Genomic DNA, 12,578 nt, shown 5'->3' on the forward strand with positions numbered 1-12,578 from the left:
ATTGGCTCGTTGATCTGGATCATTGCGCCAAGCCCAGGCACGGGCAAGCCTGAAAATGTCAAATCTGACAGGAGGATGTGATGATAAGACAGGCAATGGGGGCGCTATCGATAGCGGCGTTTGTGACGGCGTCTCAGGTCAGCGCGCAGGATACAGATACCGGCGCCGAGCTGTACCAGCATTATTGTGCAACCTGCCACGGGATCGACGCGACGGGATACGGTCCAATGGCAGGCGTCCTTGTTATTCAGCCAACTGACCTGACGCGGCTTGCAAGCAGCGAAGGGGTATTCCCGACCGCTCGTGTTGTGGCGCGCATAGATGGACGAGACCCGCTGGTCAGCCATGGCAGCCCGATGCCAGTCTATGGACCGTATTTCGAAGGGCAGGATACGGCGATGAAAACACCAGATGGGCAGCCGATCCTGACCAGCCAGCCGATCGTGGATCTGGTGGCTTATCTGCAGACGCTGCAGGCCAACTGAACCTCACCGACAGATTCCTTCGGTCTCGGCATCGGCCCAGGGGATGACCACTGCGCTTTCACGCTTGTCACCACGTAGCGGAGCCAGATCGAAATGTGCGCCCAGCATCTCGTGCAGACGTCTGGTGCGGGGCGCCGACGGGTCCAGCGCCCGGCAGCATATGTATTCCTCGACAATGGCCCCCTGCTGTTCGTACCCATAGGACAGGAAATCAGGCGAGCTCTCCAGATCGAATTGGTAGGGGTCGCTATTGCCGCCATGCTCGGCTGCGGCGCGCAGCGGGTGATATCCGGTTTTCTTGCGGTTTTGCCATTGCCAGACATGGGTCAGTTCATGACCCAACAGCATCGCCGCGATCAGGTTCATCCGATCCGGGAATTCGGACATGTAGTCGTCCAGATACCAGTCCCGCGTGAAATAGACTTTGTTGAATAGGGCCACCGCTGCGGGTTTTGCGGTCACGATACCTTCCTGCGGGGCGGGCAAAATGCGTTCGCGGCAAGCAAGGCGTGACCGATCTTTACGATAGAAAGTTATTGGCGCAACTGGTGCGCCTTCGACCAACCGCACTTTGTTGAGTTTCAGCGTATCACCCTGAAGTGTGCGGGTAAAAGCAGCCTCCTGATCAGTCAGGGGGCGACCGCAAGCGGTGAATACCAAAAGGGACGTCATCAAAATGAGGCGCAACATGACCAAAAATCTATTCTGGCAGCACTCGTGTGCAAATGGTTTTTTTACAGGCTCATTGCCAGGACGCGGCTGATTTCCGTCAGAGATCGCCCAGACTGTTCCATCCATGTGTTGAATGCCGCTTGAACCGAGGCCATGGCCTTTTTCGATGTCGGCGGCTTATCGACCACGCCCTCGGCCACCAGCCGTGCGGTCACATCCTGTGACAGGATGAAACTATCACGCCCCGCAAATCGCATTGCATATTGCGCCGATGCGCCACCCAGACGCGACCCTCGCTTGCTCAGCATGTTCAGCAAACCGACATAGTCATCCGAAGGCCACCCTCCCAGAATCTTTCCGACGCCACCTTCTTGGTGCAGTTCCAGCAAAAAGGCGGCATTGTCGCGGACCGTGGCGATCTTGGTGCCATTGCGCACGATCCGAGTGTCCTGCAACAGAGCATCGAATTTTTCGTCGTCCATAAAGGCGCAGCGTCCAATGTCGAACCCGTCAAAAGCGGTTTCGAACCCGTCCCATTTGTTTTCGATGACCTTCCAGTTAAACCCGGCCTGAAAGATGCATTTCGTGATAATCGACAGCCAGCGATCTTTGGGCATTTCAGCCAGTTCCGCAGGGCTTTTGGGTTTGGAAAGCTTGTTGCTCAGGGCATCTGTCCCGCCGTGACGGCTGGCGGCTATGGCGAAAATCTCGTCGAAATGGCGCATCTGCAGAATCCTCCAAACCTAGCGTCGCGTTTTGCGGTCGGTGTTGCAAGGTGGCCCGGGACACATGCCTGCCAAGGTAAAAAAACATCCCAAGCCCAAAAGAAATGCTCGACAAAGTGGGTGATTCTGGTTTGTGATTGACTCGTCAATCAATATCCGCACCGCAATGCTGGGGAAATGCAGTGGGCGAGGCGCCTAGCATGATGCTGAAAGAGGGGAAACACTTGGGCAAAGGGGCGAGTTATTCAGTGCCGCGCCGAACTGTCTGCTTCCCTTCTTCGCCAGTTTTTGTGCATGTTGCGAAATGGATTTGTCACATGACAAGCCGACTGGCGCGTAACAACGCGCCGGACCGGGCAAAACGAATATTGCAGGGAGAAAATCAATGAAAAAACTGAGTGTAAGCCTGATGGCGCTGACCGTTGCAGGCTCTGCCTATGCCGCCGAGATGGGGGCCGTGGATCAGCCGATCAAACTGGCGATCAACGAATGGACTGGCCAGCACGTGACCACCCATGTCGCGGGTGAGATGCTGAAAGCTGCCGGATACAATGTGGAATATGTGACCGCAGGCATGATGAATCAGTTCCAGGCGCTGGCCGATGGTGACATCGACGCGACCCTGGAAATCTGGTCGTCCAACGTATCGGATGAATATGCCAAGAAGATTGACGAAGGCACCGTCGTTGAAATCGGCGATCTGGGCCTCGACGCCAAAGAAGGCATCGCCTATCCCGCGCATGTGGCTGATCTGTGTCCCGGCCTGCCCGCATGGGAAGCGCTGAAGGACTGCGCGCAGGTATTTGCGACGGCCGAAACGCTGCCCGGGGGCCGTCTGGTCGATTACCCGGCTGATTGGGGTACGCCCGGCGCTGACCGTATGGTGGGCCTGGATCTGCCGTTCAAAGCGGTTCCCGCAGGTTCCGAGGGGGCTTTGATAGCCGAGCTTCGGGCCTCGACCGAGCGCAACTCGCCGCTGCTGATCACCTTCTGGCAGCCGCATTGGGCTATGTCGGCCTATGATGTGCAATTCGTCGAACTGCCAGCCGGGGAAGACGCCTGTTTCACCGATCCCGCTTGGGGCCCGAACCCGAACGCTGTGAACGATTGCGATTTCTCGCCGTCGCGCATCTTCAAGGCGGGTTGGAGCGGTATGGAAGACAAATGGCCCGCAGCCTATGAAATCCTGACCAACTATCAGCTGGCGGTCGAAGATCAGCAGCCGATGATGGGTGCGATCGACGTTGATGGTGGTTCCGTCGAAGAGGTCGTCGCCGCTTGGATGGCTGAAAACGAAGGCAAATGGCGCCCTGTTGTTGACGCGGCAACGCAGTGAGCTGACATCAGTGACTGACGCAAATTCGCCAGCCATCGCCTGCCAGAATCTCTGGCAGGTGTTTGGCCCCGGCGCTGACAAAGCCCTGACCGACGCGCTGTCTCGGTCAGGGAATGACGCTGACAAAGCCGCAGCCGATCTGCGGGAAAACGGGTTCATCCCCGCCGTTCAGGATGCCAATTTCGAGGTCAAGGAGGGCGAGCTGTTTGTGATCATGGGCCTGTCCGGTTCGGGCAAGTCCACTTTGATCCGCTGTATCTCGCAGCTTTTGCCGGGCACGGGTGGCGAAATCCGTGTGGATGGCGAGAACGTCATCGGCGCGTCAAAGAAAGCCATGACCGAGCTGCGCCGCAAAAAGCTGGGCATGGTATTTCAGCATTTCGGCCTGTTCCCGCATATGACCGTTGCCGAAAACGTCGCCTATCCGCTGCGTGTTCAGGGTGTTAGCCGCAAAGAGCGGATGGCCCGTGCGCAGGAGGTAATCTCGTTGGTCGGTCTGGAGGGGCGCGAAGACAGCTTCCCGCGTCAGCTTTCGGGTGGTCAGCGACAGCGTGTCGGGATTGCCCGGTCTCTGGCCGTGAACCCCGATATCTGGTTTTTGGACGAACCGTTCTCGGCCCTCGATCCCTTGATCCGCCGTCAGTTGCAGGATGAATTCCTGCGCATTCAGGCGACGCTGCAGAAATCCATCGTCTTCATCACCCACGATATTCAAGAGGCGCTGAAACTGGCCGACCGGATTGCCATCATGCGCGACGGCAAGATAGTCCAGATCGGTACACCCACCGATATCGTACTGCGCCCGGTGGATGATTACGTGCGAGAGTTTTCAAAGGATGTCGCCAAGGGTCAGCATGCCAAGGTCGCATCGGTCATGCGCCAAGACGGAGAGCGGGGACCAGATGACCCTGGCCTGACAACCTCGATGACATTGGACGCTGCATTGGCGCATTGCATGGAGTTATATGAACCGGTGCCCGTCAGGGATGCCGATGGTAACATCGTCGGAACGGTTCATCCGTCCGATCTGGCCGCCGCCCTGCAGGTTGATGAAACATGACTGTAGCGACGGAAGTTTCTGTGCCGCAGGCGCGCCTGAGCATTGGCGCGCGCGCCGCACTGTTCACAGTCATCGTCGGTGCGTTGTGTCTGGCGCTGGAAGGCGTCGCGCCCTGGCTGGTCAAATGGCCCGCAGGCTGGGAACTGCCTGCAACGCAATGGGTAGGCACGTTTCTGGACTGGTTCCTGAACGGGATCAAACCGGTGGCGCGGCTGTTTTCCGATCTCATGGCCTATCCCATGAACTGGGCCAACTTTGTGCTCGGCAATACGCCATGGCCCATCCTGATCGGTCTGGTGACTGCGCTGGGTTGGTATCTGGGCGGCTTGCCGATGGCGGCGCTGGGCTTTGTGGGCCTTAGCTTTGTGTTGGCATCGGGCTATTGGGCCGAAAGTATGAACACCCTAGCGTTAGTGGCCGTTTCCGTGCCAGTTGCGCTGATCATGGGCGGAGCTATCGGTATCCTTGCCAACGAAGTTCCGCGCGTGAAGTCATTTGTGCAGGCCGTGCTGGACGTGATGCAGACCGTGCCGACATTCGCTTATCTGACGCCGCTGCTGCTGCTGTTTGGTTTCGGTCCTGTGGTTGGGCTGATCGCCTCGGCCATCTATGCGGCCCCTCCGATGGCGCGCAACGTGATGTTGGGGCTGGAGCGGGTCGAACCGGAAATCAAAGAGGCTGCCATCATGTCCGGCGGCACGCGGTTTCAACAGCTGTTTCAGGTCGAGATCCCGGCTGCAGCCACGCAGATCATGGTCGGTGTGAACCAGTGCCTAATGGCTGCGCTGTCGATGGTTATCATCGCAGCCGTCATTGGCGGCTTCAACGATATCGGTTGGGAGGTTCTTCTGACCATGCGCAAGGCACAGTTCGGCGAAGCCTTGATGGCCGGTCTGGTGATCGTGGTCTTTGCCGTCGTCATCGACCGGATGAGCGGGACGCTGGCGACCGAACGTAAACGCTATGACCAGCGTGTCGCCTGGGCAGTAATTGGCGTTGCCGTGCTGTTCACCGCTGTCTTCTGGACCAGGCTGCCGAACCCGTCCGAACTGACCATTCTCGACCCGCTGGCCGGGGTGATTGACGGCGGGCTGACGGCGTTTACCCAGGCTAATGGGCCTTGGCTTGACGCGCTCAAGAACAACTCTTTGTTCTATGTGCTGCTGCCGCTTCGGATTGGTTTGGACCAGGCCGTGCTGCCGTTCACATGGGGTTTTCAGTGGACGCCCGTGATGAGCTATGGCCTGTTCGCCGCCGCCGCAGCGATTGCTGTGCTAATGGCATGGCGCGGACATCTGACCGGCGGGCTGGTGATGCTGATCCTGATCGGGATGCTGGAAACCGGCATTGCCAATCTGCCCTGGCCTTTCGTTCTGACTGCCGCCGCCGCGTTGGGTTGGGTGGCAGGGGGCTGGCGATTGGCGGCGCTTTCGGTCGGATTGCTCTGTACCATTCTTGTCTCGGGCCTGTGGGAACGCGCGCTGTTATCGCTGTATCTGAGCGGTGCTGCGGTGTTTTCCTGTGCCGTAGTCGGCGGTGTGATTGGTCTGGCCAGTGCGGTCTGGTTGCCTGTTTGGAAAGTGGTCCGCCCTGTCTGTGACATGTTGCAGACGATCCCACTGTTCGTGTTCCTGATTCCTGTGCTGATGGTGTTTCAGATCGGCGAGTTTTCGGCCTTTCTGGCAATCTGCGCCTATGCCGTTGTTCCGATGATCCGCTACACACGGCACGGGCTGGTCAATACACCGGATGAGATGATGGAGGCCGCCATCTCTAGTGGCGCGACCGAGTGGCAGATCATGCGTGACGTACGCGCGCCTTATGCTGCGCCGACTATCTTACTGGGTCTGAACCAGACCATCCTTTACGCCTTTGCCATGCTGGTGATCGCTGCGCTGATCGGAACCACCGGTCTGGGCCAGTCGATCTACCTTGCGCTGGGCCAGGCGGATGTGGGGTTGGGGATTTCAGCAGGGGCGGCGATGGCTATCCTTGCGCTGATAGCTGACCGCATCGTGCAGGGCTTTGCCGAGGAACGTCGCAAGGCGCTGGGCCTGTAAACATCGGCAGAAAGGCGGAACAACCGCCTCTCTGCCTCATTTGATTTCGGGCAAGGACGTTCCGGCGCCGGTGATTAAACCTGGCGCAAATGATCGGAGACTACCATGGCAGGCTGGCCCCTATTCTTTGCTGCACTGATAGCGTTTCTGGCGACCCATGCGATACCAGCGCGCCCCGCTGTGCGCGATCGTCTGATCACTACGTTCGGACGGCGCGGGTATTTCGTGGCTTATTCCATCTTGTCTCTGCTGGTTCTGGGTTGGTTGATCATCGCTGCAGCGCAAGCCCCGTATGTCGAGGTGATCCCACCCATTTGGATATTCCGCTGGATTCCCGTTCTGATGATGCCCGTTGTGTGCTGGCTCGCGGTTGCGGGCTTGACGATCCAGAACCCGTTTTCATTTGGTGGCTTGGGCCAGCGCCCGTTCGATCCGGAAAAGCCCGGCATTCTGCGCACCACGCGCCACCCGGTTTTGGTGGCGCTGTTGGTGTGGGCTGTCGCTCATCTGCTGGCCAATGGCAGCCTGTCCCACGTGATTTTGTTCGGTTTGTTTGCGGTATTTGCTGCGATGGGGCTGCCGCTGATTGATCGACGCAAGTCCCGTCAGATGGGTGCTGAATGGGGTCGGCTATCGCGCAACACTGCAAGGTTTTCTTTGCGTGCGCCACGCCCTTGGCCGCCTGTTTGGATCGGGTTTGTAGCGCTGGCGGCATTTGCAATCCTGCTTCACCTACACGAACCGGTGATCGGATTGTCTCCGCTGCCATAAGCTGAGTGGTGGTCGGGGCGGGTCGTGCGTGCTATTTGATGTTTCGAATTGTTGCGACAAGGGGATTTGCATGTACCTCGCCTATGTTACGACCACCGACCGCGGTGCAACTGACCGTCTGCTGAGCGCGGCTGCGGATCGCCTTTTGGCGGTAGATGCGCAGTTGGCGGGTGTGGTGCAAACCAACACCGAATGCGCCGACAGCAGCAAATGCGACATGGACGTCCGTGTCCTGCCCGAGGGCGAGACCATCCGGATTTCGCAGTCTTTGGGTACTCAGTCGCGCGGCTGCCGTCTCGACCCTGCTGCACTTGAGCGGGCAGTTGGATATGTGACGGCATCGCTGGCAGAGAATCCCCAATTGCTGATCGTTAACAAGTTCGGCAAGCACGAGGCAGATGGGCGCGGTTTTCGCCCGGTCATCGCTGAAGCACTGGCGCAGGACATTCCGGTTCTTGTCGGGGTGAACGGTTTGAACACGGCCAAATTCGAAGAATTTACGGGCGGCGGTGCCGAGCAGATTGAGCCCGACCTTGAGGCGATCTTGGCCTGGTTTGACCGGGTCACTGCGCAACGTGAAGCTGCCGCCTGACAGAACGGTCATAAGGCGGGGCCATTGGTCCTGCCAATTTCTGCATGGTGCGGTGTGATCAGCCATCCATCACCCGCGCTGGCAAAGCTTGCTGGATGTCTGGAAGAAAATGGTGGGCGACCCTGGAATCGAACCAGGCGTGCGTCTCCGCGAGGGAGTTACAGTCCCCTGCCACACCTTGCGGCCTGTCGCCCACTGTCAGGCGTTGCACCTGACGTGGAGGCGTGATTACTAGCGCTCTAAAGGAGCGTCAACAGGAAAATACTGCTTTGACGCAGGAAACCGAATTCGCGGCCCGGAGGCCAAAGAAATGAAGAAACCCAAGTGGGTCGTCGAAAAAGAACAGGCGCGCAAAGCTGCCGCATCCGAAACTGTTTGGCTGTTTGGTCTGCATGCGGTGCGGGATGCGCTGATGAACCCAAACCGCACAAAATTGCACCTGATTGTGACACGGAATGCGCGGGACAAGCTGGTGGAAGCCATTGAATTTGCAGGTATTGAGCCCGAGATGGTTGATCCACGCAAATTTACCGCTCCGATCGACCCGGGGTCGGTTCATCAGGGCGCGGCCCTTGAGGTTAAGCCTTTGGAATGGGGTGGTCTGGCGGAAAACTGCATCGGGCGCGAACACCCGCGCGTCATTTTGTTAGACCGCGTGACCGACCCCCATAATGTCGGAGCGATTCTACGGTCAGCTGAGGTTCTTGGAGCCAGCGCTGTAGTCGGTATGCGCCATCACGCGGCGCCGGAAACTGGCGCGCTGGCTAAGACCGCCAGCGGTGCACTGGAACGTCAACCCTATCTGCGGGTGCGTAACCTGGCTGATGCCATTGTCGAGTTGCAGGGAATGGGGTTTCTGGTCCTAGGACTGGACGGCGAGGCGGACGACACGATCGAGGCCGCCTTGGGAGGTAACCCGGACCAGCCAGTGGCATTGGTGTTAGGCGCAGAGGGACCGGGCCTGAGGCAAAAAACCAAAGAAACCGTCGACAAGTTGGTCAAAATTGACGCTGTGGGCGGGTTTGGTTCTCTCAATGTCTCAAATGCGGCGGCGATTGCCCTATATGCTTCTAGGCAAAGATAACGACAGGAGAACGCCATTTCCACGCCATCCAAAATTGCGACCTGCTGTTATTGTGGGACCCGGGCAGCGCTTGTTCTAAAAGGCACGCAGCGCCAAGAGCTCAGTTGTTCAAGCTGCGGTGCCCCGTTGCATAACCTCAAGATGATGCCAAAGCGCAAACTGGACGATGCCAAGGCGAACCGTCAAACAGCCAAGCAGGATCGTCCCTACAAAGGCAAAAAGAAGAAGAAAAAAGGCGTTTTCTCACGGGTGCTGGATGAAGCCTGGGATGTGATCGAGGACATTTTCGACTAAAGGCTGGCTTTGCCGGTTCGAATGTTCACAAGCGCGTTAAAAGGGGTTTCAGTTGCGATAATAAATTGCATCTTGATACCCTGAGTTTCTATTTGTGATCCGATGACCATGAACAGACGTTTCCTTTTTAGCGCGATTGCCGCCTGTGTGATTGCTCTTCCTGCGTTTGCGCAGGATCTGCCCGTCTTCTATCGGACGGACGGTGCAGCTATGGCCGGATATGATGCGGTGTCCTATTTCAATGGCGAAACACCTGTTCGGGGTCAGCCTGAATACGCGGTTATGTGGAAAGGCGCTGAATGGCACTTTGCCACAGCTGAGAATCGGGATGCGTTTGAGATGAATCCGCGTGCCTATGCACCTCAGTTCGGCGGGTACTGCGCCTTCGCAATGGCGCAAGGAGAGCTTGTCAGCACCGATCCGACTATTTGGCAGGTGATTGACGGTCGGCTATATCTAACCCACTCGCCAGAAATCGAGCGCATCTGGCAACGCGATACTGCCGCTTATATCCGCGAGGCCGAGGCGCATTGGCCAAGCGTTCTGTATGAATAACAGGGTGGCGGTCGTTTTTTTCTGATCTGTCATCACAAAATTGCGCGCTACCTCTTTTTTTCTCTGAACTCATGCTTAAATGTCACAGTGACCGCGGAACGGAACTGCCGCGGGTCATTTCACTGTCCCTCGTTCCAACAACTGGCGCTCAGGTATTCCTGGGCGCTTTTTTCTTTTGGAAAGGGCGACTAGGGTGCGCAAATGACTGAATATTCCGATGATTTCCTGACCCAGATTCTAAAGCGTACCAAGACCATTGCGGTGGCGGGCGTGTCGATGAATCCGGTGCGACCCAGCTATTATGTGGCGCGGTATTTGTCACTCAGGGGATACAAAGTGATCCCTGTTAACCCCGGCCATGCGGGCAAGATGCTGTTTGGCCAGACAATCCGTACGTCGCTATCCGAGATTTCGGAACCGGTAGACATGGTCGATATCTTTCGCCGATCCGAAGCTGTACCACCCATAGTGGACGAGGCGCTTGAGGCGTTTCCCAATCTGCGCACAATCTGGATGCAGATTGGAATAGAACATGCCACGGCTGCGGCCACAGCGCAGGCGCGCGGGGTGGATGTCGTGATGAACCGCTGTCCGAAGATCGAATATCAGCGTTTGTTTGGCGAATTGCGCATGGGTGGTTTTGCCACCGGAATGATTTCGTCGAAACTCTGAGCGGTTATTCACCGAGATATGGTTGGAGTTCGCCGAATTGTTCCAAACGCCGCTTTTCCAGAACCACTTCGCGCGGAACCCAGTCATAGCGCGTGTCTTGTGGTAAGGGCGTCCAGTACAGCACGCCGCCATAGCGCCAGGGGTCCAGCACAACACCGTCATACATTGTCTCGCCTTTGCGACTGATGATTGCCGTGCTGTGGTCGATCCGGAACGGGTTGTCGGCATTAGCGATGGCGCGGTGCATTTCCAGCGTCTGGAAGTTTTCCTGATCCAGCCGCCGTTCGATATCCTCGGCCCAGTGCCAACACAGTCCTCGCGGCTTCAGGCCCTTGTTGACTTTGGCATTGTGGATCAGTGGCGGGTCGGTGATCTGATATTCCTGAGCCAGTTGATCGGTGTAGGCATAGGCAATGCGCGCGGCGCGGTTGGCCTCTTCAGGGTCGATGTCAGGCCCGAGGTTGCGGATTTCAGACGCCAGGCGCTGAACTTCATCACTGGTGGACGGCGGGGCAATTGCGCAGGACCCCAGAACGGCTAGCGCCAGTCCAAATACCAAAGCTCTGATCATCTGCGCGCCCTTTGACCTGCGAACCTGTCAGGATCAGAATAAAGGATCGACAACACCTGCGTCACCCCTTGGGTCGCGCGGCCTTTTCCGCGATGCCGCTGGTGCCCTGACGCCGGACCAGTTCGGCCAACACATCATCCAGCGCCACATCGCGCGCGGCCAGCATGACCAGCAGGTGATACAGTACATCCGCCGCCTCTGAGGTCAGCTTGGCCTGGTCGCCCTTGACCGCCTCAATGATGGCCTCAACCGCTTCTTCGCCGAATTTCTCGGCACATTTCTCGGGGCCATTGGCCAACAGCTTGGCGGTCCAGCTGCCTTCAGGATCCGTCCCTTTGCGGGCCTCAATCGTTTGGGCCAGGTCGTGCAGAATGCTCATGTCAGCCTCATCGGGATGCCAGCGGCAGCCATGTGTTCCTTGGCCTCGCGGATGGTGAATTCGCCGAAGTGAAAGATCGATGCGGCAAGGACAGCGCTGGCACCGCCTTCGGTGACGCCTTCGACCAGATGATCCAGAGTTCCAACCCCGCCCGAGGCGATCACTGGAACATTCACAGCATCCGAAATGGCGCGTGTCAGCGGCAAGTTGAACCCGGCTTTGGTACCATCGCGATCCATCGAAGTCAGCAGAATCTCACCCGCGCCCTTGGCGACGACAGTTTTGGCGAACTCAACCGCGTCGATGCCGGTGGGCTTGCGTCCGCCATGAGTGAAAATTTCCCACTTGCCGGGGCTGACGGTCTTGGCGTCGATGGCACAGACGATGCACTGGCTGCCGAATTGATCGGCGGCGTGGGCGATCACATCCGGGTTTGCCACTGCCGCCGAGTTGAAGCTGACCTTGTCTGCACCGGCCAGCAACAGAGCGCGCACGTCTTCCTTGGTCCGCACGCCGCCGCCAACGGTCAGGGGTACAAAGCACTGTTCCGCTGTGCGCTGCACCACATCGAACATGGTCCCGCGGTTTTCATGGGTGGCATGGATGTCCAGAAAGCAAATCTCGTCAGCGCCTGCCGCGTCATAGGCCTTGGCGGATTCCACCGGGTCACCCGCATCGCGCAGGCCAACAAAGTTAACACCTTTGACAACGCGGCCATCGGCGACATCCAGACAGGGTATGATACGGGTTTTCAGCATCTCTCGTCCTTTGTTGGCGCACCTCTAACGGCAAAGCCCCGCCGATGCCAGACTTGTGATTGTCACAACTCTGGAACCTGTGAAAACTGTCCCCAATTCATCAGGAGATCAATGAGATGCGTAGACTCTTTTTAGCAACCACTTTCATTTTCGCAGGAGCAGCTGCCGCAATGGCTGACGATATCATCAAGATGAAGACCGACAAATCGGTGACCCAGGCGCTGGACGCGCTTGAGACGGCGATTGGCAACGCTGGTGCAACGGTTTTTGCGCGGGTTGACCACGCGGCCGGGGCCGAAAAGATCGGAACGCCAATACCACCCAATCAGGTGCTGATCTTCGGCAATCCTGCGCTGGGTACGCCTGCAATGCAGATCGACCCGCGTGCCGGACTGTTCCTGCCGCTCAAGGTGCAAGCGTATGAAGATGCCGACGGTCAGGTTTGGCTGCTCTATGAAGATCCAAAAGAGACGATGGATGAGTTCGACGCGGTCGAAAACTCTCCCACCATCGAGAAAATGCGCGGGGCGCTTGCAAAGCTGACTGCGGCTGCAGCGCAGTAAA

At 57.8% G+C, this 12,578-nt stretch carries 16 protein-coding genes and 1 tRNA gene; 11 read left to right on the forward strand and 6 right to left on the reverse strand.

The window, feature by feature from the left end:
- Positions 1 to 80: 80 nt before the first annotated feature.
- Positions 81 to 485: a c-type cytochrome gene (locus AC2FFF_RS08050; RefSeq protein WP_281972748.1), complete on the forward strand. Its 405-nt coding sequence runs from the start codon at positions 81 to 83 to the stop codon at positions 483 to 485.
- Between the two features lie 3 nt (positions 486 to 488).
- Here AC2FFF_RS08050 and AC2FFF_RS08055 read toward each other — a convergent pair whose 3' ends face one another.
- Both AC2FFF_RS08055 and AC2FFF_RS08060 read right to left on the reverse strand, forming a co-directional pair.
- Positions 489 to 1,175 carry a hypothetical protein gene (locus tag AC2FFF_RS08055; RefSeq protein ID WP_281972749.1) on the reverse strand — a complete coding sequence of 229 codons (687 nt, stop codon included), beginning with the start codon at positions 1,173 to 1,175 and terminating at the stop codon, positions 489 to 491.
- A gap of 44 nt (positions 1,176 to 1,219) precedes the next feature.
- Positions 1,220 to 1,882, reverse strand: coding sequence for a DNA-3-methyladenine glycosylase I (locus AC2FFF_RS08060; RefSeq protein ID WP_496882911.1), 663 nt, complete (start codon positions 1,880 to 1,882; stop codon positions 1,220 to 1,222).
- 385 nt (positions 1,883 to 2,267) lie between these two features.
- Between AC2FFF_RS08060 and AC2FFF_RS08065 the strand changes: the two genes are divergently transcribed.
- The 5 genes from AC2FFF_RS08065 (at position 2,268) to AC2FFF_RS08085 (ending at position 7,701) form a co-directional block, all read left to right on the forward strand.
- Positions 2,268 to 3,218, forward strand: coding sequence for an ABC transporter substrate-binding protein (locus tag AC2FFF_RS08065; RefSeq protein WP_142636848.1), 951 nt, complete (start codon positions 2,268 to 2,270; stop codon positions 3,216 to 3,218).
- 10 nt (positions 3,219 to 3,228) lie between these two features.
- The gene (locus AC2FFF_RS08070; protein WP_496677738.1) at positions 3,229 to 4,278 is read left to right on the forward strand and encodes a quaternary amine ABC transporter ATP-binding protein; all 1,050 of its coding nucleotides are present in this window, start codon (positions 3,229 to 3,231) and stop codon (positions 4,276 to 4,278) included.
- On the forward strand, positions 4,275 to 6,338 hold the full coding sequence (locus AC2FFF_RS08075; protein ID WP_281972752.1) for an ABC transporter permease: 2,064 nt from the start codon (positions 4,275 to 4,277) through the stop codon (positions 6,336 to 6,338). Before AC2FFF_RS08070 ends, AC2FFF_RS08075 begins: the two co-directional genes overlap by 4 nt.
- A gap of 105 nt (positions 6,339 to 6,443) precedes the next feature.
- Positions 6,444 to 7,109 (forward strand): NnrU family protein, encoded by a 666-nt coding sequence (locus tag AC2FFF_RS08080; protein ID WP_142636854.1) that lies wholly within the window; start codon positions 6,444 to 6,446, stop codon positions 7,107 to 7,109.
- Between the two features lie 70 nt (positions 7,110 to 7,179).
- On the forward strand, positions 7,180 to 7,701 hold the full coding sequence (locus AC2FFF_RS08085) for a DUF2478 domain-containing protein (protein ID WP_281972753.1): 522 nt from the start codon (positions 7,180 to 7,182) through the stop codon (positions 7,699 to 7,701).
- 110 nt (positions 7,702 to 7,811) lie between these two features.
- Here the strand turns inward: AC2FFF_RS08085 and AC2FFF_RS08090 are convergent.
- Positions 7,812 to 7,895 (reverse strand) — tRNA-Tyr (locus AC2FFF_RS08090).
- Between the two features lie 116 nt (positions 7,896 to 8,011).
- Here AC2FFF_RS08090 and rlmB point away from each other — a divergent pair.
- The 4 genes from rlmB to AC2FFF_RS08110 all read left to right on the forward strand — a co-directional run bounded on the left by rlmB (position 8,012) and on the right by AC2FFF_RS08110 (position 10,306).
- Positions 8,012 to 8,785: a 23S rRNA (guanosine(2251)-2'-O)-methyltransferase RlmB gene (rlmB, locus tag AC2FFF_RS08095; RefSeq protein ID WP_142636858.1), complete on the forward strand. Its 774-nt coding sequence runs from the start codon at positions 8,012 to 8,014 to the stop codon at positions 8,783 to 8,785.
- Between the two features lie 15 nt (positions 8,786 to 8,800).
- Positions 8,801 to 9,079, forward strand: coding sequence for a hypothetical protein (locus tag AC2FFF_RS08100; protein ID WP_142636860.1), 279 nt, complete (start codon positions 8,801 to 8,803; stop codon positions 9,077 to 9,079).
- 108 nt (positions 9,080 to 9,187) lie between these two features.
- On the forward strand, positions 9,188 to 9,634 hold the full coding sequence (locus tag AC2FFF_RS08105) for a YHS domain-containing (seleno)protein (protein ID WP_281972754.1): 447 nt from the start codon (positions 9,188 to 9,190) through the stop codon (positions 9,632 to 9,634).
- Positions 9,635 to 9,835: 201 nt separating this feature from the next.
- Entirely contained in the window at positions 9,836 to 10,306 is a 471-nt protein-coding gene (locus AC2FFF_RS08110) for a CoA-binding protein (RefSeq protein ID WP_281972755.1), read from the forward strand.
- A 4-nt stretch (positions 10,307 to 10,310) separates the two neighbouring features.
- On the opposite strand, the gene AC2FFF_RS08115 is transcribed toward AC2FFF_RS08110, so the two are convergent.
- The 3 genes from AC2FFF_RS08115 to hisF form a co-directional block, all read right to left on the reverse strand.
- Positions 10,311 to 10,877: a hypothetical protein gene (locus tag AC2FFF_RS08115; protein ID WP_142636866.1), complete on the reverse strand. Its 567-nt coding sequence runs from the start codon at positions 10,875 to 10,877 to the stop codon at positions 10,311 to 10,313.
- 61 nt (positions 10,878 to 10,938) lie between these two features.
- Complete coding sequence (locus tag AC2FFF_RS08120; RefSeq protein ID WP_271949507.1) at positions 10,939 to 11,256, reverse strand: phosphoribosyl-ATP diphosphatase; 318 nt, start codon at positions 11,254 to 11,256, stop codon at positions 10,939 to 10,941.
- Positions 11,253 to 12,014: an imidazole glycerol phosphate synthase subunit HisF gene (gene hisF / locus AC2FFF_RS08125; RefSeq protein ID WP_281972756.1), complete on the reverse strand. Its 762-nt coding sequence runs from the start codon at positions 12,012 to 12,014 to the stop codon at positions 11,253 to 11,255. The genes AC2FFF_RS08120 and hisF overlap by 4 nt, the downstream gene beginning before the upstream one ends.
- 170 nt (positions 12,015 to 12,184) lie before the next feature.
- Here hisF and AC2FFF_RS08130 point away from each other — a divergent pair, with 170 nt between their 5' ends.
- A complete protein-coding gene (locus AC2FFF_RS08130; RefSeq protein ID WP_281972757.1) occupies positions 12,185 to 12,577 on the forward strand; it encodes a DUF302 domain-containing protein in 393 nt (130 codons plus the stop codon).
- Position 12,578 lies beyond the last annotated feature (1 nt).

This window comes from Ruegeria sp. YTSA226 (assembly GCF_059609905.1).

What these genes read in the sequence shown, in the direction of transcription:
- AC2FFF_RS08050 (WP_281972748.1), top strand. Translation starts at nt 81, where the DNA reads ATGATAAGACAGGCAATGGGGGCGCTATCGATAGCGGCGTTTGTGACG.
- AC2FFF_RS08055 (WP_281972749.1), bottom strand. Translation starts at nt 1,175, where the DNA reads ATGTTGCGCCTCATTTTGATGACGTCCCTTTTGGTATTCACCGCTTGC.
- AC2FFF_RS08060 (WP_496882911.1), bottom strand. Translation starts at nt 1,882, where the DNA reads ATGCGCCATTTCGACGAGATTTTCGCCATAGCCGCCAGCCGTCACGGC.
- AC2FFF_RS08065 (WP_142636848.1), top strand. Translation starts at nt 2,268, where the DNA reads ATGAAAAAACTGAGTGTAAGCCTGATGGCGCTGACCGTTGCAGGCTCT.
- AC2FFF_RS08075 (WP_281972752.1), top strand. Translation starts at nt 4,275, where the DNA reads ATGACTGTAGCGACGGAAGTTTCTGTGCCGCAGGCGCGCCTGAGCATT.
- AC2FFF_RS08080 (WP_142636854.1), top strand. Translation starts at nt 6,444, where the DNA reads ATGGCAGGCTGGCCCCTATTCTTTGCTGCACTGATAGCGTTTCTGGCG.
- AC2FFF_RS08085 (WP_281972753.1), top strand. Translation starts at nt 7,180, where the DNA reads ATGTACCTCGCCTATGTTACGACCACCGACCGCGGTGCAACTGACCGT.
- rlmB (WP_142636858.1), top strand. Translation starts at nt 8,012, where the DNA reads ATGAAGAAACCCAAGTGGGTCGTCGAAAAAGAACAGGCGCGCAAAGCT.
- AC2FFF_RS08105 (WP_281972754.1), top strand. Translation starts at nt 9,188, where the DNA reads ATGAACAGACGTTTCCTTTTTAGCGCGATTGCCGCCTGTGTGATTGCT.
- AC2FFF_RS08110 (WP_281972755.1), top strand. Translation starts at nt 9,836, where the DNA reads ATGACTGAATATTCCGATGATTTCCTGACCCAGATTCTAAAGCGTACC.
- AC2FFF_RS08115 (WP_142636866.1), bottom strand. Translation starts at nt 10,877, where the DNA reads ATGATCAGAGCTTTGGTATTTGGACTGGCGCTAGCCGTTCTGGGGTCC.
- AC2FFF_RS08120 (WP_271949507.1), bottom strand. Translation starts at nt 11,256, where the DNA reads ATGAGCATTCTGCACGACCTGGCCCAAACGATTGAGGCCCGCAAAGGG.
- hisF (WP_281972756.1), bottom strand. Translation starts at nt 12,014, where the DNA reads ATGCTGAAAACCCGTATCATACCCTGTCTGGATGTCGCCGATGGCCGC.
- AC2FFF_RS08130 (WP_281972757.1), top strand. Translation starts at nt 12,185, where the DNA reads ATGGCTGACGATATCATCAAGATGAAGACCGACAAATCGGTGACCCAG.